A 21,256-nucleotide genomic window follows, 5' to 3' on the forward strand; every position below is an offset into this window, starting at 1 on the left:
GCATCACAAAATACTATCAAAATGACTATTACTCAATTACAATATGTGTTAGCCGTTGCCGAACACAAAAATTTTACACTTGCTGCCGAAAAATGTTTTGTTACGCAACCTACATTAAGTATGCAGATTCAAAAAATTGAAGAAGAACTTAATATTTTAATTTTTGACAGAAGCAAAAAACCAATTCAACTTACTGATATTGGTCAAAAAATTGTAAATCAGGCCAAAAACATTGTAAACGAAGCCGACAGAATTAAAGATATAGTAGAACAGCAAAAAGGTTTTATAGGCGGAGAATTTCGTTTAGGAATTATACCTACTATTATGCCAACGCTTTTACCAATGTTTTTAAACAACTTTATTAAGAAGTATCCAAAAGTAAAACTTTTAATTGAGGAGTTAAACACAGATGAAATTATTATAAAGCTAAAAAACGGACATCTTGATGCTGCAATTGCCGCAACGCCTCTTGAAGATGAAAAGATAAAAGAGATTGTTTTATACTTCGAGCCATTTGTAGCGTATATTCCGGAACATCACGCCAGTTTTCAGAAAGAAGAAATTGAAATTGCAGATTTAAACATCAATGAAATTTTGCTTTTGCAGGACGGACATTGCTTTAGAGACGGAATCCTGAATTTATGCAAAAATGGTACTGATATCGATCAGAATAATTTTCAGATACAAAGCGGAAGCTTTGAAACCCTTATAAAATTAGCCGACGAAGGTTTGGGCACAACGTTACTTCCGTACTTGCACACGTTAGACTTAAAAGATTCCGATAAACTGAAACTACGAAATTTTAAGGAACCAAAACCTGCTCGTGAGGTAAGTTTAATTTACCCAAAGAGCGAATTAAAAATGCAAATCATCGACGCGCTAAGATCTACAATTGCCGGAGTTGTAAAAGGAGCAATTGTTTTCCAGAACGTTCAAATTGTGAGTCCGCTACAAAAGAAATAGACATAAAAAAAGGAGCCAATTTGGCTCCTTTTTTTTATACTTTGATTAGTAGTAAACTTTGTTTTAGTTCTGGTTTTTCGATAATAAAATTCATCAACCATTCCTGCAATTGCTCCATCTCGTATGGTAACAGCGTTTTGATAGCTTTTTCTAGTTCTTTACAGAAAAGTATCGGATCGAAACTTACTCTCTCAAGTATTGATTTCGTGTAATCAAACATCATTTTTGACATAATAAAATAAGATTTTCGGGGGTTATCTATATTTCTAAACTCGCACAAATTTAATCAAATATCATTCATATGCATTCATTTTAACTTATTATTTTAAAAACTTTAGCAACGAATACGTTTTCTTAATATGTATAAATCAATATAGAATCATTCTAAACAACTCATTTAAACCTTTTTAAAGGCTCGAAACATCTCTCGTTTTCCCGGAGGACCTGCTAATTTCTCGACAGTAAATCCAACTTCAATCATACTTCTTTTAACAACTCCGCGTGCGGCATAGGTAACTAAGACTCCATTTGGTTTTAAACTGTTGTACATTTTCCTGAAAATTTCAGTACTCCACAACTCCGGCTGCACTCTGTATCCAAAGGCGTCAAAGTAAATCAAATCAAAACTTTCAAAATCATCTATTTCATGAAAAAATTGTTTCCTTTTGGTTAACGAGAAAGAGCTGCAAATTTCAATTTTTTTATCCCATTCACATTTATGCATTTCTTCAAAAATGTTCTCAAATTCCAATGCCTCAAGTTCACTGACATAATTCATTGCTAAAACTTCTGATGCATCAACAGGATATGCCTCTACCCCAACATAATCAATGATTTGATTTTTTTGAATTGATTCTAAAAAAGTGATAAAAGCATTCAAACCTGTTCCAAAACCAATTTCAAGAATACTTACCGGATTATTTTCAAATAATGAAAGTCCGTTTTTTATAAATACATGTTTTGCTTCCTGAATCGCACCGTGTTTAGAATGGTAACATTCATCCCAATCCTGCAAATGAATTGTCGTTGAGCCATCTAGCGTTTTAATTATTTCTCTTTTCACTTTTTAGAACTTTATAATGGGTATTTACTGGGTCTTGGTCTTTTTTAACAGCCAAATTTACTCAAAACAAATGCGTAAAGCCTTAAAAAACGGCTGTTTTTTCATAAATTCTTTATAAAACTCTCTTAATTTTTTCACTTTATTATAAGATAAATAAATCTCAGTTAAACGCCATAATTAATGCAGTTTTACCAAGGAATTTATATATTTTTACTTAATTTTGCATTCAGTTAATTCTATTTCACACCAAATCATCGCTTTAGAATCTTTCTTTTGCAGTGAAAATTACATAAAAACTTTACATAATTATGAGTACAACTCAAACAAGCAAAATTGAAATCAGAAAAGCAACTTCGTCAAAAATAAGCGGAGTAGACTTTCAAAACTTAAGCTTTGGTGCTGTTTTTACAGACCATTTATTCGAATGTGATTTTAAAAATGGAGAGTGGCAAAATCCTGTCATTAAGCCTTATGCTCCAATTTTAATGGATCCTTCTTCAAAAGTCTTTCATTACGGACAAGCTATTTTTGAAGGAATGAAAGCTTACAAAGATGACAATAACGATGTTTGGTTATTTAGACCTGATGAAAACTTCAAGCGTTTTAATAATTCTGCAGTTCGTATGGCGATGCCGGAAGTTCCGGAATCTATTTTTATGGATGGTTTGAATGAATTATTGAAAATCGATCAGGAATGGGTTCAAAAAGGAAACGGAAGCAGTATGTATATCCGTCCTTTTATGATTGCTACCGGCGCTGGCGTTGTAGCTAATCCTTCTGATGAATATAAATTCATGATTTTACTTTCTCCTGCACAATCTTATTATGCCGGTGAAGTAAAAGTAATTATTGCTGAACATTATAGTAGAGCTGCAAATGGTGGAATTGGAGCTGCAAAAGCTGCAGGAAACTACGCAGCGCAGTTTTACCCAACTAATTTGGCAAACAAAGACGGTTTCCAGCAAGTAATCTGGACAGATGATGCAACGCATACAAAACTAGAAGAAGCGGGAACAATGAACGTTTTCTTTAGAATTAACGATACTTTACTAACTGCTCCAACAAGCGAGAGAATTTTGGATGGTATTACCAGAAAAAGTTTGATTGCTATGGCAGAAAAAGAAGATCTTAATGTAGAAGTTCGTCCTGTTATTGTTTCAGAATTAGTAGAAGCTGCCAAAAACGGATCTTTGAAAGAAATCTTCGGAGCTGGAACTGCTGCAGTTATCAGTGTTATCAAAGGTTTCTCTTATCAGGATGTTTATTATGAAATGACTCCGGTTGAAAATTCATATGCTTCTCTTTTGAAAGAAAAACTAACCAATCTTCAAAACAAACTTTCTGAAGATACTTTTGGATGGACGGTTAAAGTTCAATAATCAAAAGATTGATATAAAAACAAACCCGATAGCTTCACAGTTATCGGGTTTTCTATTTATATCATAAAATTCAAAGTTAATTTTACCGCAAAGTGCGTAAGATTAAACGCAAAGTTCGCAAAGCTTTGTGTTGATCTAGCTTTGCGAACTTTGTATTTTCTATGCGTAAAGAAAAAATAAATCTTAGCGCACTTTGCGGTTACTCTTTTTATAAAAGCTTAGAAAAATCAGGTTTAAAATAATTAGGCCCTTTCATTACTTTTCCGTCTTCTCTGTAAATGGGCTGTCCGTCTTCGCCAAGTTTACTCATATTACTACGCTGGATTTCATCAAAAACAGCTTCAATTTTATCTTGTAAACCGTGTTCGATAATTGTTCCGCATAAAATATACATCATATCTCCAAGAGCATCAGCAATTTCAACCAAATCATTATTCTGAACTGCTTCAAGATATTCTTCATTTTCTTCTTTCATTAAATTATAACGAAGGATTTTTTTTGTTTCACCCAAATCAGCAATTGGCGTTTGACTGTGACCTATTTTAAAAGCAGTATGAAATTCGGTAACTGCGTCAAGTTGTTTCTTCATGATTTTATTTACTTAAATGAAATGCCAAATTAGCAACTATTCATATACAATTCTCTAAATTTGTCAAAAATAATTTTCAACTATGTTTAGCCAAGGACAATTAATATTCGCACTCTGTTTTTTTATCGCATTTGTAATCGTAATGATATTTGCTTATCGAAAAGATCTCGCCTTACACCGAATTTTTTATAAAGGAAATTACAAAGTATTAATCGTGTTCCTGATTTTTATTGCCCTTTTGTTTGTGATCAAATTTTTCTTTAAAAGATAATTCCGAAAAATTTATTGCTATATTTAGGATAAAATATTTTTTGAAGTTTTACAATTAAACTTATTCAAAAACGTTTTATTTAAAGCTTTTATTGACCAATATAATTTTATAAAGTGTACTTTTATTGCGGCACAATTAGCGTGACTAGTAATAAAATTTATAACTTTACGACACAAAATAAACGACTCCCAATGAAGATTCTAAAATATTTATTCCTACTATTATTATTAAGCTTAGTTGCCCTAACTGTTTTTGTCGCTACCCAAAAAGGGATTTTTTCTGTAGAAAGAAGCAAGGTGATCAACTCACCAAAAGCAACCGTTTATAATTATGTAAATGATTTTAGAAATTATGAAGATTTTGAATCATGGTCAGTAGCAGATCCTTCGATGAAAATGACATTCCCTAACAAAACAGCCGGAAACGGTGCCTCGTATTATTGGGCTGGAGCCGAAGGAAACGGAAATGCCATTACCCTAAAAACTAAAGAAGGAGAAAGCATTCAGCAAAAAATGAAATACGACGGAACAGAAGCGGATGTAAACTGGACTTTTAAAGATACTTTGGGAGGAAAAACTAAAGTAACCTGGAAAGCAACAGGAACAATGAGCTTTTTGTTTAAAGTATATACCGCTCTAAACGGAGGTTCTGATAAAGTTATTGGAACTATTTACGAAAAAAGTCTTGCCAACATTGATAAAAACCTGGATTTCGAAACTAAAACATATGCTATTAAAGTAAATGGTGTGGTAAGAAAAACCGAAACTGCCTATATCAGACAAACTTTTACAAGTGAAATTCCTAAAATAACCAAAAACGCCAGGATTGTTATTCCTAAACTTATTGAGTTTAGCGAAAACAATGGCTTGTCTACCAACGGAAAACCTTTTATTATTTACCATACGTACGACACCACAACCGGATTGGCAAAAATTTCGATTTGTTTACCTACAAACAAAGAAATCCTGACAACTGCAGGAAGTGATATTTCAGGAGGAAAACTGGATGGTTTTGAAGCAGTAAAAACAACTTTAACGGGTGATTATACGCATCTAAACGAAGCAATGACGAAAACCACAGCTTTTATAAATAAAGAAAAAATAACGCCGGAATTAAGCTGGTCACACCTTGAAATCTTAACCATTAGCAAATTAGATGTAAAAAGTCCGTCTAAGCTGATGACTGAAGTTTATTTTCCTATTAAACCAAAAGTTGTTCCTGTTGTAAAAGCTCCTGTTTACAGAGCAAATACAGAACCAACATCTGTAGAGCCTACAGAAACAGACCCTGCACAAACACCAAAAGCAGCACCGAAACCAAAAGCGGTTCCTAAAACAACAACTCCTAAAACTACTGAAGAAGAATCAGAATTCTAATTTATTTAGGACTGATTAAACCTTTTGTTTAAAATTCATTCTAATAAGATAAATCAAGGAATTTGACAGACGAGAAGGAGTTTATACAAGAATTATTAAATCCTAAAACGCAAAACACAGCGTTTCAAAAACTCTTGTCAGATTATCAAAAACCGTTGTATTCTCATATTCGAAACATTGTTTTGAATCATGATGATGCAGATGATGTATTGCAGAACACTTTTGTGAAAGTTTTTCAGTATTTAAAAAATTTCAAAGGAGAGAGTAAACTCTTCTCCTGGATGTATCGAATCGCCACCAATGAAGCTTTGACTTTTTTAAACCAAAAAGCAAAACTAAACGGATTAACATCTGAAGCGCTACAAAACAAAACCATCGACAATTTGAAAGCCGATGTTTATTTTGATGGAGATGAAATTCAGATTAAACTTCAAAAGGCCATTGTAACATTGCCGGAAAAGCAACAATTGGTTTTTAAAATGAAATACTTTCAGGAATTAAAATATGAAGAAATTGCTGAGATTCTGGGAACTTCAGTGGGCGCCTTAAAAGCATCTTATCATCATGCTGTAAAAAAAATTGAAATATATGTTACATCAAATTAAACCTTTTGTAACAAAACCTGTCTTATAGATATTATGAAAGCATTTAAATTAGAAAACGAACCGAAAATAGCCACTGGATTTAAAACTCCGGAAAATTATTTTGATGATTTTTCGGCAAAAGTTTTACAGCAGCTAAACGAAGAGAAAGAAGTAAAAGTAATTCCGATTTACAAACGTAAAAAGGTACTTTCTATGGTTGCTGCCGCTGTAGTTTTTATTGCGTTGATGATCCCGATCGTAAACAACTATAATAACACTTCGAGAGAGCTTGACGAAGATACCTTAGAGACATATTTATCGTATCAATCTAATTTGAATCAATATGACTTAATCAGGGAACTCGATACTAAAGACATTGAAAAACTGAATAAAAACGTTGCCCTTGAACAGGAAACACTTGAAGATATATTAGCATCAAATCCTAATCTTGAAAATTTAATTTCAGAATAAAAAATATCAAAAAGATGAAAATTAAAAATATACTACCGGTAATTCTATTCTTCGTCACCTTTTCGTTTTATGCCCAAGATAAAACAGATGAAAAGCGTGAGAAAATCAAAGCTTATAAAGTTTCGTTTTTAACTACAGAGCTTGAACTAACCTCTACAGAAGCAGAGAAATTTTGGCCCGTTTATAATGCGTATGATGACAAACAATTTGAATTGCGTCATGAAAAAATGAAAACGTATTTACGCAAATTAGACGATGACAATATTACTTCGATGTCAGAAAAAGAAGCTGCTGTATTGTTATCTCAAATAGAAAGCACCGATAAGGAATTGTATCTTTTGCGTGATAAGTATAACACTAATTTAAAAAAGATACTTTCGGCCAAGAAAATATTAAAGCTTAAAAAATCTGAGGATGATTTTAATAGAAAATTATTAAAACAATACCGGGATAAGGCTGGCAATAAATAAAAAGCCAACATTAAAAGAACAACAGCGACAGGAACCCTATATAATAATACTTACTTTATTATTTAGGGTTCTTGTTATTTTAAAACTATTTAAAACGAAGTCTTACTACTTTATTATGTCCTGCAGCAATTGCAGTGTTTCTATTTATAAAACGAATGGTAAAAAATTTCGTATCCGTTGATAATTGCGTCCAGTTTTCACCTCCATTCTGAGAATATTGTATTCCCTCAGAACCCACGCATATAATTTCTTTACCATTTCCTCCCGGAACGTATTGCACGCACGATGCGTATCCAAAACCCATTTCCTGACCTATTAATTTCCAGGTATTTCCACCATCTGTAGTAAACGCTTTGTTATCTGTTTTTTTGTTCGGAAGTTCATAATCACCACCAGCAATAAATCCGTGTTTGGCATCGTAAAAATCTGCCGTAAAAATACCGGTCATTGTTTTTCCCTGCACAATAGGAGTTTCAATAACTTTCCATGTTTTAGCTTTATCCGCAGAGTAGAATACACGAGCTTTTTTTCCTCCTGAAACCAGCCATGTGTCATTTCCTTTTATTACAATATTCGAATTACTAGCAGCAAAAGCAGCTTCGCCCTCGGCATTCGTAGGCAATTTATCAGACAATATTTTTGTCCAGGTTTCTCCGCCATCACGCGTTACAATAATCGAAAAAGTATCTTCTGTGGGATCGCCAATTGCTATTCCTTCCTTATCATTCCAAAATTGCATGCTGTCGTAAAACACCTTGGGGTTCACTTCCTTATAAACTAACTTAACTTTCTGAGTTTTTTTTGAAACCTGATAAAGCAATGCAGGATTTCCTACACTTAGCAAAAATATGCTTTGAGAATTTTGAGCAATACTTCTAAATTCCAGATTTAGAGTATCACGATAAATACGATCTTCAAACTTCTCTTTTTTATCTAAATCATAATATCCAAATCGGGAATTATCAGCTCCGTACCAAATTTTATTCTTGTCGATTGAGATCGCTCTAATACTAATTTTATCCTGAAATAAAGTATCTATTTGTATTGAAGTAAAACCATTATAAAATGATCTTTCATCATTATGATTCAGCGCTTTAAAGGACATTAATAAAATTAAAGCACCGAAAAAAAATATTACTTTTCTCATATAAATCAGTTTTTTTTATTGCTAAAATACAATTATTTATAACATATAAAATAAGTTACTTGTTTTTTTCTGGCACAGTAATTGGATATCTCTGAATATTAATCTTTAATATGATTTTATCATGAAAACTAATTTACTTTTAATAGCGTTTGCAGCTTTAGTTTTTGGTTCTTGTTCAGCACAAAGCCAAACTACTGTATATGCAAAAAATTCAGATATAAGCGATAACTTAGACTTAAGAGCAGTAGCTTCTATCTTTGGTGAATCAGCCAATCTTCAGGATTTCGAAAGACGTTTGAATGATCCAAAATACCAAATCTCGAATCTTGATTTAAATGGCGATGATCAGGTTGATTATTTACGTGTGATAGAATCTGTAGAAGACAGAACTCACGTTGTAATTATCCAGGCAGTTCTTGATCGTGATGTTTACCAGGACATTGCAACAATCGATGTAGAAAGAGATAATTACAATAAAGTAAGCGTACAGGTGGTAGGTAATACTTATTTATACGGAGACAATTATATTTACGAGCCGGTTTACAGTGTTGCGCCAGTAATCTATACTTCATTTTGGGTAAATAATTACAGACCATACTACTCAACCTGGGGATGGAATTATTATCCAACATACTATGCTGCATGGAGCCCTTATCCAATTTACAGATACAGAAATAACATTGGCGTTTATATCAACGTAAACAATCATTACAATTATGTAAATACAAGAAGAAGTTACAGAGCTCCGGTTTTATACGAATCAAGACGTACTTACGGTTACGAAACAAGACGCCCTAACTATAGCTTTGCTCAAAGACATTCTAACGTAACAAACAGATATGATTTAGATCAAAGACGTATTGCAAGCAGAGAATCTAACAGAAATCAAAATACTTACAATACGAACAGATCTAATACCAATAGAGTATCTCCAACAGACAATAGAACAACAAACAGAAACTATGCTGAAAACAGAACGAATACTGACAGAAGTTACAACACAAACCGTTCAACTCCCGTAAACAGAGGTAATTCGACTACGGTAAACAATAGCAATCCGGTAAGAGTTGAAAACACAACTCCAAGAACCGAAAACAGAAGAGATTACAGTCAGAATAATTCTAATGTTTCAAGAGAAAATTCACAAAGAAACACGAACAACAGAGGAACTTATACTCAGAGATCAGAAACTCCATCTCCTCAGAGAACAGAAACTCCAAGAAGTTATTCAGAAAACAGAGGAAGTTCAGAAAGCAGATCAAGCTCACCAAGAGCTCAAAGCACACAACGATCTGAAGCTCCAAGAGCAAGCCAGGAATCAAGAAGCAGCCAGCCACAAAGAGAAAGCGGCGCAGGCACAAGAAGTTCAGGCGGAAGAAGAGGTTAATATTAAATTCGCATTTCTAAATAAAAAACTAAAGCACAATTTGACGATTGTGCTTTTTTTTATCTTTTTTCTTATAATTGACTCTAATTTGTTTTAAAACAGTAAATTTGCAACCGTCTTTTATAAAAACATACATGAGCGCATCGCATAAAAACTTACATAGTAAGTTGTCTATAGGGGGTTTATTGATAACATTAGGGATTATTTATGGAGATATCGGTACTTCTCCATTATATGTAATGAAAGCCATACTTGGTGATTATGCCATTAATTCTGATATTGTTTTAGGTGGGATTTCATGTGTCTTCTGGACTTTGACTTTACAAACCACCATAAAGTATGTTCTTATCACTCTAAGCGCTGATAATCATGGCGAAGGTGGTATTTTCGCATTGTATGCACTGGTCAAAAAAACCAAAATTCAATGGCTTATTGTCCCCGCCATTATTGGGGGAAGTGCTTTACTAGCCGATGGAATTATTACTCCTCCTATCTCGATATCATCTGCTGTAGAAGGAATCAGGGCATTTTACCCTACAATGGAAACCCGAACAATTGTTTACATTGTTATCGGAATCTTATTTGTTCTATTTTCCATACAACAATTTGGAACCAAGCTAGTTGGGAAGTTTTTCGCTCCAATGATGTTAATTTGGTTTGCCATGTTAGGAACTCTTGGAACGATACAAATTATAAATCATCCTGAGGTAATAAAAGCCGTAAATCCTTACTATGCTTACCATTTATTATCTATTCACCCTGATGGTTTCTTTGTACTTGGATTTGTATTTTTATGTACAACAGGTGCTGAAGCTTTGTACTCTGACATGGGACACTGTGGAAGAAAAAACATTAGAATCAGCTGGATTTTTGTAAAAACAACTTTAGTCTTAAATTACTTTGGTCAGGCAGCATATTTAATTCACCATGAAGGAAGTACATTACAACAATTAGGCGGAGAAAACGGAAATCCTTTCTATTTAATCATGCCGCATTGGTTTCTTCCGTTTGGGATTGTAGTTGCAACTTTGGCTGCCGTTATCGCTTCTCAGGCTCTTATTAGTGGATCATTTACTCTGATTAACGAAGCCATGAGATTGAATTTCTGGCCAAAAGTAAAAATCAAATACCCTACTGAGGTTAAAGGTCAATTATACATCCCATCAATCAACTGGTTATTATTCTTTGGTTGTGTCGGAATCGTTTTACACTTCGAAAAATCAGGAAATATGGAGCATGCCTATGGTCTTGCTATCATTTTATGTATGATCATGACTACTATTTTGCTTAATTATTATTTAATAATGAAAAGAGTAAAATTGTATTTGATGGTGCCGCTTATCACAATTTATTTACTAATAGAATTCAGTTTCTTAATTGCCAATATTACCAAATTTGCAGAAGGTGGTTACGTAACGTTAATTATTGCGATGATCCTGATTTCGATCATGACGATCTGGTATCTGGCTAAGAAAATTAATAAAAGCTACACTAAAATCATCAAAATTGACGATTATAAGAAAGTATTAATGGAGCTAAGCGAAGACTTATCTATTCCTAAATACGCAACGCATTTGGTGTATATGACCAATGCCAATCGTGTAGATGAACTAGAGGAAAAAGTAATTTACTCTATCTTGCAAAAACGCCCAAAAAGAGCTGATATTTATTGGTTTGTTCACGTAAACATTTTGACTGAACCATACAAAACACAATATAAAGTTACCGAGATCGCAAAAGACGATATTTACAGAATCGATTTTAATTTAGGATTTAGAGAACCTACCAAAATCAATTTGATGTTTAGAGAAGTAATTCGCGATATGGTAAAACGTGGCGAAGTGGACATTACCAGCCGTTACGAATCTTTGAACAAAAACAATATTATTGGTGATTTCAAATTTGTATTGTCTGAGAAATTCTTATCAAACGATAATGATTTAAGATGGCACGAAAATATTATCATGAACTCTTATTTCTTTATCAAGAAACTGAGTTTGTCTGAAGAAAGAGCTTTTGGTTTAGACAGTAGTTCGGTAAAAATAGAAAAATTCCCAATGGTGCTTCACGCTCCGGAAAACATCGGACTGACCCGAATTATCAAATAAATCAATTCAAAAAATACATTCAAAAAACACTCTTTTAAACTTATTAGAGTGTTTTTTTTTCTTTTTAAAGGAAGTTAAAACAACAATCAAAATTAAAAATTTAACTTTCAATCAATTAATAGTACCTTTGCAACTCAAATAAGTAAAATGAGATTACACAGAAATTTAGTTTATACTACCATCGATTCTTTAAATGCAATTTTCAATGAAGGAGAATATGCAGACAAAGTGGTAGCAAGAGCATTAAAAAAAGACAAACGTTGGGGAAGTTCTGACAGGAAGTTTGTTGCTGAAACGATATACGAAATTGTTCGTTGGAAACGATTATACGCAGAAATTGCCGAAGTAAAAGAACCTTTCGACAGAGAGAATTTATGGAGAATGTTCGCAGTTTGGGCAGTTTTAAGAGGTTACCCAATACCGGATTGGAAACAACTGGAAGGAACTCCTGAAAGAAAAATAAAAGGACGTTTTGACGAACTTTCTAAAATTAGAGCCTTAAAAGAATCTATTCCGGACTGGATGGATGAATTGGGTGTAAAAGAACTTGGCGAAAAAGTTTGGGCTACAGAAATTGCAGCTCAAAACCAGCCTGCTAAAGTTATTTTAAGAACCAATACGCTTAAAGGAACCAAAGAAAGTCTGAGAAACACGTTGATGGATTTGAATATTGAAACAGAATATTTAAAAGACCAGCCTGAAGCCTTGGTTTTAAAAGAAAGAGCAAACGTATTTTTGACAGACGCTTTTAAACAAGGACTTTTTGAAGTTCAGGATGCCAACTCACAACTAGTAGCCGGTTTTATGGATGTAAAACCAGGAATGCGTGTGGTGGATACTTGCGCAGGTGCAGGAGGAAAAACATTGCATATCGCTTCTTTGATGGAAAACAAAGGACAATTGATTGCAATGGATTTGTACGAAAGCAAATTGAAACAATTGAAATTAAGAGCTAAAAGAAATGGTGCTTTTAATATTGAATACAGAATCATCGACACTACAAAAGTGATCAAAAAATTACACGAAAAAGCAGATCGTGTTTTAATTGATGCACCTTGTAGCGGTTTAGGAGTTCTTAAAAGAAACCCGGATGCCAAATGGAAATTGAAACCTGAATTTATTGATAACATTCGTAAAGTACAGGCAGAAGTTTTAGAAAGCTATTCTAAAATTGTAAAACCAGGCGGAAAGTTAGTATATGCAACTTGTTCTGTTTTACCATCTGAAAATCAGGAGCAGGTAGAAAAATTCTTAAAAACCGAAATCGGAAAACAATTTACTTTCATAAAAGATCGTAAAATTCTAGCTTCTGAATCTGGTTTTGATGGATTTTATATGGCGTTGTTAGAACGTAAAGATGCAGTAATTAAAGAATAATTGAGATTAAATTCCAATATTTTTAAATTCCAAATTCCAATTTTTATACTTGGAATTTGGAATTTTTTATTTTGTTCCTATTTAATTACTAGATGTATAATCCCTAAGGATATATTTTTTGTCTGCTCTTTTTTTCTACCAATATTTAACTCCTAACGGAGTATTATCTTCTAGAAATAATAATTATTAAAATAAAAAGAAAGCCTTTAGAGAATTAAATCTAAAGGCTTTTTTATACTAGGATAAATCTACAGGACACATATCTGGCGAAATCAAACAATATGTTGGTATATTTTGGCAGGTAGGAGTTTGTGTTAATGGTTTTGAGCAACGCATTTGATAACCATTTAAATAATAAATATAATCACCACCTTTAATTTGTTTTAGTTCATTCTTGCTTAGCACCTGAACACTTGGGAGATTTAGAATAAGTTTCATAATTATTAGGTTTTAAAGTTAATACCTTATAAATATAACTAAATTTTCTTACTTAATAATATAATTACATAAAACTAGACCTACTTAAAATAATCATTAAAATCCACAAAAAATAAAAAATTCCAAATTCCAATTGTAAAATTGGAATTTGGAATTTAAAAATATTGGAATTTTCTTAAACCAAGCTTGGCTTACGCAACAACTTCCCGTTTTCGTTTTCTTTAAACTTCGGGACAAAAACAATCTCTTTTGGTTTTTCATATTTATCTAAAACATCAAAAAACTCCGGCGCAAATTCTTGTTTCTCGCCTTCAATAACCAAAATTAATTTTTCGCCCAAAGAAGTATCCGGAACTCCGGTTACAAAGAATCTTCTATTTATCTTACCAATCAGTTTTGCTTCTATCTGCTCGGGAATAAGCTTCACTCCTCCACTATTTATAACATTATCAATTCTTCCCAGAAAAATAAATTGATTCTCTCTTATCAACTCGACTAAATCATTGGTAACAATTGGTTCGTCAGAAATAGTAGCAACAGTGATCACCAAACATCCGCGATCATCCTGACTAATTTTTGCATTTGGCAAAACGGTAAAAACATTCTCTCCCACTTTTCTCGCAGCGATATGAGTAATAGTTTCCGTCATACCATAAGTCTCATAAACTTCGGTTTTTATCAACGGTAAAACTTTCTCTTCAAGAGCGGTATCCATTTTAGCTCCGCCTACAATTAGTTTTTTGACATTTTTTAAAGCATCAATCGAATTCTGAACCTGCAAAGGTACCATAGCTACAAAATCATATACTTTTGTATTAAGGACCAATGGCTGTGTGCTCGGCGCTACAATATCCAATTCCAGACCCAAAATAATAGCGCGCACCAGCATCATTTTGCCCGCAATAAATTGTACAGGCAAACAAAGCAAAGCCGTATTTCCCGGTTCTAATTCGAAAAAATCTCCAGTCCCTAAAGCAGACTGAATCATCGCTTGTTTTTCTAATCGCACTAGTTTTGGAAGCCCGGTGGTTCCGGAAGTTTTCATCTCGATATACTCCTTATTATCGAACCAATCGAGCAAAAACTCTCCTATCGCGGCTTCATTGCTGCCACCTTCCTTTATATAATCATAAGCAACACGGCGCAACTCGTCAGCGTTTAAATGAAAACCATTTATCTTAAAATAGTTGTGAACATTTTTGTGTGTTAATTTTGACATTTTATAATTGATTTGAAATTTCTACAACATTTATTTTACCCGTTAATTTTTCTTTCCAGTTAGTCCAATTGTATTTTTTGCTAAAAATAAAAAGTAAAACTGGATAGATTATTACAACCGGCAATATAACATCCAGGCCAGCAGATGGCTCTGATAAATCTTTAAAAAGAGAATGGGTTTGAAAAACCGACCAATCTGAAGTAACCAACAAAGCACCAATTAAATTATTGGCCGCATGAAAGCCCAAAGCCAGCTCAATTCCTTCATCCATAAGGGTAATGACACCCAAAAATAAACCGGTTCCTATATAATAAACCATAATAACATAACCCATTTTGGCAACTTCCGGATTAAAAATATGCATCAATCCAAATATAAGCGATGTCATTACCAGCGGAAACCATCTGTTAAGGGCCAGATTCGCAAATCCCTGCATCAAATATCCTCTAAATACATATTCTTCTGTACTGGTTTGAATTGGGATTAAAATCGCTCCTACAACAACTAAAATCAAAAAAGGAATTAATTTAAAATTCCATATAAAATTTTCCGGAGCGTTTAAATACACCACTACAAAACTTAGTATTGTAAAAAAAGACCAGAGAAAAAAGGAGAAAAAAATACGTTTCCAATCGACCTGTTTTCTTGACGTGGTAACCGATAAAAGTGTTTGATGATGCAAATACTTTACCACATAATAAATACCCACAAATGCAAAAGCAAACGAAATCATGACCAAAAACAAGGTAAGATTTGGTTCGAAGATTTTCATAACCGCAGCATTATCAGTTGGAATTACTTGTTTACCAGTCAAAGTTTTAGCCAAAACCGCAACCGAAAAAGGAATCTGACCTATAAATGACGCGATAATAATTAAAACTGACCCTATAAGATACAACCAAAACTTATTCTGAGATTTAATTCCTTGCTCTAAAAACATATTTATAATAATTTAAAAATGAGAATTCGATTTAACAACTAAATCTTACTTTTGGTCTTGCTAAAATACCTAATTTTTAATTTAATTCCCTTAACTCAGCTTAAATATAACAAAATGATACAAATTTACCATAACCCACGTTGCGGAAAATCAAGAAATTGCCTGGCTTTTATCGAGCAAACCAATCAGCAATATGAAATCATTCCGTACCTGACAGAAACTCCCTCTTTTGATGAATTAAAAGCATTACTGGAGAAATTAAATTTACAACCAATTGAATTAGTTCGAACTAAAGAAAAAATATGGATCGAAAATTATAAAGGAAAAGAATTAACGAATGACCAAATCGTTCAGACTATGATTGATAATCCTATTTTAATAGAACGCCCGATTGTTATAAAAGACGGGAAAGCTATTATTGGAAGAGATTTAGACAAAATGGCTTCTTTTTTAGATTGATTATAAAGAGTATTATTAACATTTTTTTGTGATTTCTCTCTTTAAACCAAAAGGTACATTTGCGGTCTAAAAGAAAAAGAAACCAAAAATTAAAATGAAAAAAATCAAATTTGCTGTATTGCTTGTAATGCTATTTACAAGTTTTTACAATTATGCCCAACAAGGACCACCAGCCAATAACAAAGTAAAAGTTACAGGAAAAGTTTTCGAAAAAATAAGCAAACAGCCTCTTGAATACGCGACTATTTCGATCACAGCGCCAAATGACACTAAAGTTATTGCTGGCGGAATCACAAATCCTAAAGGGGAATTTGATGTAGCGGTTGCTCCCGGAACTTATGATATAAAAGTTGAATTTATTTCGTTTAAAGCATCTGAAATTAAAGGCAGAACAATTCAGGGCGACACCAATTTAGGCGTTGTAAATTTATCTGAAGATGCAGCACAACTAAATGAAGTTGTAGTGCGCGCCGAAAAATCGACAGTAGAAATAAAACTGGATAAAAAAGTTTACAATGTTGGTCAGGATATGATGGTAAAAGGCGGAACTGTAAGTGACGTTCTTGACAATGTACCATCTGTTTCTGTTGATACAGAAGGAAATGTAAGTTTAAGAGGAAGTGATAATATCAGGATTTTAATCGACGGAAGACCTTCAAATGCCATTAACGTTGCCGAAGCTTTACGTCAGCTTCCTGCCGATGCTATTGATAAAGTCGAAGTTATCACCAACCCATCTGCACGTTATGATGCCGAAGGAGGTTCAGGATTAATCAATATTATTCTTAAAAAAGGAAAAAATCAGGGATTAAACGGAACTTTTATTGCCTCAACTGGTATTCCTGAAACGTATGGCGCAAGTGCCAATTTGAACTATAAAACCGAAAAATTAAACTACTTTACTACTGCAGGATACAACTACAGAACCAATGAAGGTGGCGGATTAACCAATACAGAGTATTTTAATGCCGACAAAACGCCTAAAGGTTATTTAGATGAAGATCGTGATACTAAAAGAACCAACGAAGGATTCAACGGAAGAGCGGGTATAGAATGGACTGTAGCACCAAATACATACTGGAAAAATGCTATTAATTACCAAAAAAGCAACGGAAATACCAGAGACTTGATTAACTACAATAATTTTGACGCTAATCATGCTTTTACAGGAACTTCTTTCCGTTTAAATAATGGAGATACCGATAGTGAAAACGTAGAATATACTTCAAATTTAATCAAAAATTTCAACGATAAAGGACACAAACTTACTGCCGATTTATCGGTTTCAAGAAATACAGATGACAGTAACAGTCTTATTACAGCATCACCAAATTTTAATAATACTTTAAACGATCAGGTTCAAAAACAAATACAATTTCAGGCTGATTATGTTTTACCATTAGGCGAAGGAAGTCAGTTTGAAGCCGGATATAAAGGTAGTTTTGGCGACCTGAATAACCAATATATAATAACAGACAATTTGGGTAATCCAGATCCAAAATTATCTAACACCTTAGAATACAAAGAAAACATCAACGCGATTTACACGCAATATGGTTTCAAAGTAAACAAATTCTCTTATTTATTTGGTTTGCGTTGGGAAGACACCAACATTCAGGTGAACTTATTAGACAATAGCGATTTCAATACTAAGAAATACAACAACTTATTTCCTAGTGCTTTTATTGGTTACGAAATTTCAGATCAAAGCAGCTTCTCAGCCAGCTACAGTAAACGTTTATCACGACCTAGAGGACGTTTCATGAACCCTGCAACAAATTACTCCAGTAACGTAAATATCTTTCAGGGAAATCCTGATTTAGATCCTTCTTTAACAGACAAATATGATATTGGATACATCAAACGTTGGGACAAACTAACTTTTAATACCTCAGCATATTTCGAAAACACAAAAGATGTTTTCAGTTTCGTAAGAACTCCTACAGGTGAAGTTGTAAATTCTGACGGTGAGGTTGTAACTCCTACACCAGAAAACCCAGTTAATGATGGAATTCCGGTTATTTTAAGCCGTCCAATTAACTTAGGAAGAGAACAAAAAATAGGGTTTGAATTTACACTGAATTATACACCATTCAAAAAATGGAGAGTAAACAGTAATTTCAATATTTACAACGTAAAAACTACCGGAGAAAACACGTACAATGATTCTAAAGGAAACGTTGTTGTACAAAATCTGGACAATCAAGCCACAACATGGTTTGCAAGAATCAACTCTAAGCTAACTTTACCATACAAAATTGACTGGCAATTAAGCGGAGTTTACAATGGAGAGCAAAAAACAGCTCAGGGTAAAAACCTTGGACAATTTGCAATGAACACCGCTTTTAGTAAAGATGTCTTAAAAGACAAAGCTACAATCGCATTCAATATTAGTGATATTTTCAACTCAAGAATCATGAAGTCGTATACTTACCTTCAAAACGACACCACTCTTGAGAGCCAGACATCATATGGTGAAATGCAATTCCGTAAACGTCAATTCAATTTGTCTTTTACGTATCGTTTCAACAAGCCTAAAAACGAAAGAGAAAAGAACGGAGCTCCTAAAAATGATGGTGGCGGAGACGGCGGAGGAGAATTTCCTGGATAACACTTCGTTAAATTCCAAAAATAAAAAATTCCAAATTCCAATCTCATTGGATAAATTCCAAAATTTAAAATCCAAATTCCAATTTAAAAGTTGGAATTTGGATTTTTTTTTATAAACTCTAAATGTTGTTGAAAACATACTATATCTACATTTTTTTTTAAGCAAAGAACACAAAGAATGCAAAGCTAAATCAACATAAAGCTTTGCGTCCCGACGCTTCGGGATGCCTTTTATAAAAAGCTAATAATAAGAAAACCATAGCGTTCTTTGCGGTAAATTTTTTCTTTCTGTATAGGTTTTGGATTTTTTTATTTTTGGAATTTCATTTATTTGCATAAAAAAAAGGACTCGTAAAAACGGGTCCTTTTTTTATGAAGTCAACTTAAAATTAAATTGCTTGTTCTGCTTTTTTCTTTGCTCTTTTCTCTTTGATAAGTTCCCAGCTTGCTCCCGTAACCCAATAAGATACGAAACCAACTAAGAAAAACATCAACCAAAACCCTATAGTTAGTATGGTCAAGAAAAGTAAAAAGCCTAAGTACTGTGAAAATTCAAACATGTTTTCCGGAATTTTTGAATGTAACGACAAATGTATGTTTTATATTTTTCCTTAGCAATAAAAACTAAATCAATTTTCATAAAATCACAATAATCCGTATATTTAAACTCATTTTAAATAAGGGATTTTTTCGATTATTATTTAACTAGCTAAATTATAAGAACATGAGTGTTTTCAGGAGCTGATTCCTGCTGTCCACTATATCTTTTGTGTCCGCCGCCGCGGACACAAAAGGATGCCGCTCCCATCAGGGCTAGGTCAATAGTTTTCAAAAAGAAGTTTCTATTAACTAAAGAAATAGTAAGCATACCAGTAAAAAATCCGTGTAAATCCGCGTCACAAAGTAAATCTGTTTCATCAGCGTTCCATTTACCATACAAACATTAAACAACAAACAATAATCACACATATATAACATCATGAAATACAGAATAGAAAAAGACACTATGGGCGAAGTACAAGTCCCAGCCGATAAATATTGGGGAGCACAAACAGAACGTTCCCGTAACAATTTCAAAATTGGCGCTTCGGCCTCAATGCCACAAGAAATCATCGAAGGATTTGCTTACCTAAAAAAAGCCGCCGCATACGCCAATGCCGATTTAGGCGTTTTACCTACCGAAAAACGTGACGCTATTGCAGCCGTTTGCGACGAAATTCTTGCCGGACAACTTAAAGATGAATTTCCATTGGTAATTTGGCAAACCGGTTCAGGAACACAAAGCAACATGAATGTAAACGAAGTGGTTGCCAATCGTGCACAAGTTTTAAAAGGATTCAATATTGGCGAAGGTGAACCATTTATCAAAGCCAATGATGATGTAAACAAATCGCAATCATCAAACGACACCTTCCCTACTGCTATGCATATTGCAGCGTATAAAATGGTAATCGAAACTACTATTCCCGGAGTCGAAAAACTGCACGCTACTTTAGCTGCGAAAGCAACCGAGTTCAAAGATGTTGTAAAAATTGGACGTACGCACCTTATGGATGCTACTCCTCTAACTTTAGGACAAGAAATTTCAGGTTACGCCGCTCAATTATCTTTTGGATTAAAAGCGCTAAAAAATACATTATCTCATTTATCAGAAATTGCTCTTGGAGGAACCGCAGTAGGAACGGGACTAAATACGCCAAAAGGTTATGATGTAAAAGTTGCCGAATACATCGCAAAATTTACCAATCTACCTTTTGTAACTGCCGAGAATAAGTTTGAAGCTCTGGCAGCACACGATGCGATCGTAGAAACACACGGAGCCTTAAAACAACTAGCTGTTTCATTAAACAAAATAGCAAACGATATTAGAATGTTAGCTTCAGGGCCACGTTCCGGAATTGGAGAAATTCATATTCCAGAAAACGAACCAGGATCCTCAATCATGCCCGGAAAAGTAAATCCAACGCAATGCGAAGCCTTAACAATGGTTTGCGCACAAGTAATAGGAAATGATATGGCAATTGCCGTGGGCGGAATGCAGGGACATTATGAACTTAATGTTTTTAAACCTGTTATGGCAGCAAACTTCCTGCAATCAGCAAGATTATTGGGAGATGCCTGCGTTTCATTCGACGAACATTGCGCTCAGGGAATCGCGCCCAACTACAAACGCATCAAGGAACTGGTAGACAATTCATTAATGTTAGTTACGGCTTTAAACACTAAAATAGGATACTACAAAGCAGCCGAGATCGCCCAAACCGCACACAAAAACGGAACAACTCTTAAAGACGAAGCGGTTCGTTTGGGTTATGTAACTCCAGAAGATTTTGATAGCTGGGTAAAACCAGAGGAAATGGTTTAAAAAAAATTATGAGTTATGAGTTATGAGTTAAAGTAAAAAA

The 21,256-nt window shown here is 33.7% G+C and carries 21 protein-coding genes; 13 read left to right on the forward strand and 8 right to left on the reverse strand.

Translation table 11 applies throughout. The features are described from left to right. Nucleotides 1-21: 21 nt before the first annotated feature. Nucleotides 22-963, forward strand: a complete 942-nt coding sequence (locus LNP81_RS24940; protein ID WP_230040064.1) for a LysR substrate-binding domain-containing protein — start codon at nucleotides 22-24, stop codon at nucleotides 961-963. Nucleotides 964-997: 34 nt separating this feature from the next. Here the strand turns inward: LNP81_RS24940 and LNP81_RS24945 are convergent, their stop codons facing one another. Both LNP81_RS24945 and mnmC2 read right to left on the reverse strand, forming a co-directional pair. Beyond that, nucleotides 998-1,195, reverse strand: coding sequence for a hypothetical protein (locus LNP81_RS24945; protein WP_065450557.1), 198 nt, complete (start codon nucleotides 1,193-1,195; stop codon nucleotides 998-1,000). A gap of 165 nt (nucleotides 1,196-1,360) precedes the next feature. Further along, nucleotides 1,361-2,026, reverse strand: coding sequence for a tRNA (5-methylaminomethyl-2-thiouridine)(34)-methyltransferase MnmC2 (gene mnmC2 / locus LNP81_RS24950; protein ID WP_230040066.1), 666 nt, complete (start codon nucleotides 2,024-2,026; stop codon nucleotides 1,361-1,363). Between the two features lie 308 nt (nucleotides 2,027-2,334). Between mnmC2 and LNP81_RS24955 the strand changes: the two genes are divergently transcribed. Continuing rightward, nucleotides 2,335-3,405: a branched-chain amino acid aminotransferase gene (locus LNP81_RS24955; RefSeq protein WP_230040067.1), complete on the forward strand. Its 1,071-nt coding sequence runs from the start codon at nucleotides 2,335-2,337 to the stop codon at nucleotides 3,403-3,405. Between the two features lie 208 nt (nucleotides 3,406-3,613). On the opposite strand, the gene LNP81_RS24960 is transcribed toward LNP81_RS24955, so the two are convergent. Beyond that, on the reverse strand, nucleotides 3,614-3,994 hold the full coding sequence (locus LNP81_RS24960) for a pyrophosphohydrolase domain-containing protein (RefSeq protein WP_055096002.1): 381 nt from the start codon (nucleotides 3,992-3,994) through the stop codon (nucleotides 3,614-3,616). An 82-nt stretch (nucleotides 3,995-4,076) separates the two neighbouring features. Here LNP81_RS24960 and LNP81_RS24965 point away from each other — a divergent pair, with 82 nt between their 5' ends. The 5 genes from LNP81_RS24965 (at nucleotide 4,077) to LNP81_RS24985 (ending at nucleotide 7,166) form a co-directional block, all read left to right on the forward strand. Next, the gene (locus LNP81_RS24965; protein WP_065450561.1) at nucleotides 4,077-4,265 is read left to right on the forward strand and encodes a hypothetical protein; all 189 of its coding nucleotides are present in this window, start codon (nucleotides 4,077-4,079) and stop codon (nucleotides 4,263-4,265) included. 191 nt (nucleotides 4,266-4,456) lie between these two features. Continuing rightward, nucleotides 4,457-5,641 carry an SRPBCC family protein gene (locus tag LNP81_RS24970; RefSeq protein ID WP_230040069.1) on the forward strand — a complete coding sequence of 395 codons (1,185 nt, stop codon included), beginning with the start codon at nucleotides 4,457-4,459 and terminating at the stop codon, nucleotides 5,639-5,641. Nucleotides 5,642-5,703: 62 nt separating this feature from the next. Then, the gene (locus LNP81_RS24975) at nucleotides 5,704-6,246 is read left to right on the forward strand and encodes an RNA polymerase sigma factor (protein ID WP_230040071.1); all 543 of its coding nucleotides are present in this window, start codon (nucleotides 5,704-5,706) and stop codon (nucleotides 6,244-6,246) included. A gap of 33 nt (nucleotides 6,247-6,279) precedes the next feature. After that, nucleotides 6,280-6,696, forward strand: coding sequence for a hypothetical protein (locus tag LNP81_RS24980; protein ID WP_230040074.1), 417 nt, complete (start codon nucleotides 6,280-6,282; stop codon nucleotides 6,694-6,696). Nucleotides 6,697-6,710: 14 nt separating this feature from the next. After that, nucleotides 6,711-7,166, forward strand: a complete 456-nt coding sequence (locus LNP81_RS24985; protein ID WP_230040077.1) for a sensor of ECF-type sigma factor — start codon at nucleotides 6,711-6,713, stop codon at nucleotides 7,164-7,166. An 85-nt stretch (nucleotides 7,167-7,251) separates the two neighbouring features. Here the strand turns inward: LNP81_RS24985 and LNP81_RS24990 are convergent, their stop codons facing one another. After that, nucleotides 7,252-8,313, reverse strand: a complete 1,062-nt coding sequence (locus LNP81_RS24990) for a beta propeller repeat protein (RefSeq protein WP_230040079.1) — start codon at nucleotides 8,311-8,313, stop codon at nucleotides 7,252-7,254. 121 nt (nucleotides 8,314-8,434) lie between these two features. Here LNP81_RS24990 and LNP81_RS24995 point away from each other — a divergent pair, with 121 nt between their 5' ends. The 3 genes from LNP81_RS24995 (at nucleotide 8,435) to LNP81_RS25005 (ending at nucleotide 13,185) form a co-directional block, all read left to right on the forward strand. Beyond that, nucleotides 8,435-9,700, forward strand: coding sequence for a hypothetical protein (locus tag LNP81_RS24995; RefSeq protein ID WP_230040081.1), 1,266 nt, complete (start codon nucleotides 8,435-8,437; stop codon nucleotides 9,698-9,700). Between the two features lie 134 nt (nucleotides 9,701-9,834). After that, a complete protein-coding gene (locus LNP81_RS25000; RefSeq protein WP_230040083.1) occupies nucleotides 9,835-11,808 on the forward strand; it encodes a KUP/HAK/KT family potassium transporter in 1,974 nt (657 codons plus the stop codon). 147 nt (nucleotides 11,809-11,955) lie between these two features. Continuing rightward, entirely contained in the window at nucleotides 11,956-13,185 is a 1,230-nt protein-coding gene (locus LNP81_RS25005; protein ID WP_056252915.1) for an RsmB/NOP family class I SAM-dependent RNA methyltransferase, read from the forward strand. A gap of 237 nt (nucleotides 13,186-13,422) precedes the next feature. Here LNP81_RS25005 and LNP81_RS25010 read toward each other — a convergent pair whose 3' ends face one another. From LNP81_RS25010 to LNP81_RS25020, 3 genes are all read right to left on the reverse strand, one after another. Further along, nucleotides 13,423-13,623: a bacteriocin gene (locus LNP81_RS25010; RefSeq protein ID WP_230040085.1), complete on the reverse strand. Its 201-nt coding sequence runs from the start codon at nucleotides 13,621-13,623 to the stop codon at nucleotides 13,423-13,425. A gap of 175 nt (nucleotides 13,624-13,798) precedes the next feature. Then, nucleotides 13,799-14,842: an AMP-binding protein gene (locus LNP81_RS25015; RefSeq protein WP_230040087.1), complete on the reverse strand. Its 1,044-nt coding sequence runs from the start codon at nucleotides 14,840-14,842 to the stop codon at nucleotides 13,799-13,801. Nucleotide 14,843: 1 nt separating this feature from the next. Further along, nucleotides 14,844-15,782 carry a CPBP family intramembrane glutamic endopeptidase gene (locus LNP81_RS25020; RefSeq protein ID WP_230040090.1) on the reverse strand — a complete coding sequence of 313 codons (939 nt, stop codon included), beginning with the start codon at nucleotides 15,780-15,782 and terminating at the stop codon, nucleotides 14,844-14,846. Between the two features lie 114 nt (nucleotides 15,783-15,896). On the opposite strand from LNP81_RS25020, the gene arsC reads away from it, so the two are divergent. Further along, nucleotides 15,897-16,241, forward strand: a complete 345-nt coding sequence (gene arsC, locus LNP81_RS25025) for an arsenate reductase (glutaredoxin) (RefSeq protein WP_230040092.1) — start codon at nucleotides 15,897-15,899, stop codon at nucleotides 16,239-16,241. Nucleotides 16,242-16,335: 94 nt separating this feature from the next. Further along, nucleotides 16,336-18,852 (forward strand): TonB-dependent receptor, encoded by a 2,517-nt coding sequence (locus tag LNP81_RS25030; protein WP_230040094.1) that lies wholly within the window; start codon nucleotides 16,336-16,338, stop codon nucleotides 18,850-18,852. Between the two features lie 388 nt (nucleotides 18,853-19,240). Here the strand turns inward: LNP81_RS25030 and LNP81_RS25035 are convergent, their stop codons facing one another. Then, nucleotides 19,241-19,411 carry a hypothetical protein gene (locus LNP81_RS25035; protein WP_194615743.1) on the reverse strand — a complete coding sequence of 57 codons (171 nt, stop codon included), beginning with the start codon at nucleotides 19,409-19,411 and terminating at the stop codon, nucleotides 19,241-19,243. 419 nt (nucleotides 19,412-19,830) lie between these two features. Here LNP81_RS25035 and fumC point away from each other — a divergent pair, with 419 nt between their 5' ends. Then, nucleotides 19,831-21,216, forward strand: coding sequence for a class II fumarate hydratase (gene fumC, locus LNP81_RS25040; protein ID WP_230040097.1), 1,386 nt, complete (start codon nucleotides 19,831-19,833; stop codon nucleotides 21,214-21,216). Nucleotides 21,217-21,256: the final 40 nt, after the last annotated feature.

The sequence above is a fragment of the Flavobacterium piscisymbiosum genome, assembly GCF_020905295.1.
GTDB classification, from domain to species: Bacteria; Bacteroidota; Bacteroidia; order Flavobacteriales; family Flavobacteriaceae; genus Flavobacterium; species Flavobacterium piscisymbiosum.

Excerpts from the sequence above, each read along its gene's own strand:
- LNP81_RS24970 (WP_230040069.1), top strand. The coding sequence starts at position 4,457 with ATGAAGATTCTAAAATATTTATTCCTACTATTATTATTAAGCTTAGTT.
- LNP81_RS25015 (WP_230040087.1), bottom strand. The coding sequence starts at position 14,842 with ATGTCAAAATTAACACACAAAAATGTTCACAACTATTTTAAGATAAAT.
- LNP81_RS25010 (WP_230040085.1), bottom strand. The coding sequence starts at position 13,623 with ATGAAACTTATTCTAAATCTCCCAAGTGTTCAGGTGCTAAGCAAGAAT.
- LNP81_RS24985 (WP_230040077.1), top strand. The coding sequence starts at position 6,711 with ATGAAAATTAAAAATATACTACCGGTAATTCTATTCTTCGTCACCTTT.
- arsC (WP_230040092.1), top strand. The coding sequence starts at position 15,897 with ATGATACAAATTTACCATAACCCACGTTGCGGAAAATCAAGAAATTGC.
- LNP81_RS24980 (WP_230040074.1), top strand. The coding sequence starts at position 6,280 with ATGAAAGCATTTAAATTAGAAAACGAACCGAAAATAGCCACTGGATTT.
- fumC (WP_230040097.1), top strand. The coding sequence starts at position 19,831 with ATGAAATACAGAATAGAAAAAGACACTATGGGCGAAGTACAAGTCCCA.
- LNP81_RS25020 (WP_230040090.1), bottom strand. The coding sequence starts at position 15,782 with ATGTTTTTAGAGCAAGGAATTAAATCTCAGAATAAGTTTTGGTTGTAT.
- LNP81_RS25005 (WP_056252915.1), top strand. The coding sequence starts at position 11,956 with ATGAGATTACACAGAAATTTAGTTTATACTACCATCGATTCTTTAAAT.
- LNP81_RS24960 (WP_055096002.1), bottom strand. The coding sequence starts at position 3,994 with ATGAAGAAACAACTTGACGCAGTTACCGAATTTCATACTGCTTTTAAA.
- LNP81_RS24990 (WP_230040079.1), bottom strand. The coding sequence starts at position 8,313 with ATGAGAAAAGTAATATTTTTTTTCGGTGCTTTAATTTTATTAATGTCC.
- LNP81_RS25035 (WP_194615743.1), bottom strand. The coding sequence starts at position 19,411 with ATGTTTGAATTTTCACAGTACTTAGGCTTTTTACTTTTCTTGACCATA.
- LNP81_RS24955 (WP_230040067.1), top strand. The coding sequence starts at position 2,335 with ATGAGTACAACTCAAACAAGCAAAATTGAAATCAGAAAAGCAACTTCG.
- LNP81_RS24945 (WP_065450557.1), bottom strand. The coding sequence starts at position 1,195 with ATGTCAAAAATGATGTTTGATTACACGAAATCAATACTTGAGAGAGTA.
- LNP81_RS24995 (WP_230040081.1), top strand. The coding sequence starts at position 8,435 with ATGAAAACTAATTTACTTTTAATAGCGTTTGCAGCTTTAGTTTTTGGT.
- LNP81_RS24940 (WP_230040064.1), top strand. The coding sequence starts at position 22 with ATGACTATTACTCAATTACAATATGTGTTAGCCGTTGCCGAACACAAA.
- LNP81_RS24965 (WP_065450561.1), top strand. The coding sequence starts at position 4,077 with ATGTTTAGCCAAGGACAATTAATATTCGCACTCTGTTTTTTTATCGCA.
- LNP81_RS25000 (WP_230040083.1), top strand. The coding sequence starts at position 9,835 with ATGAGCGCATCGCATAAAAACTTACATAGTAAGTTGTCTATAGGGGGT.
- LNP81_RS25030 (WP_230040094.1), top strand. The coding sequence starts at position 16,336 with ATGAAAAAAATCAAATTTGCTGTATTGCTTGTAATGCTATTTACAAGT.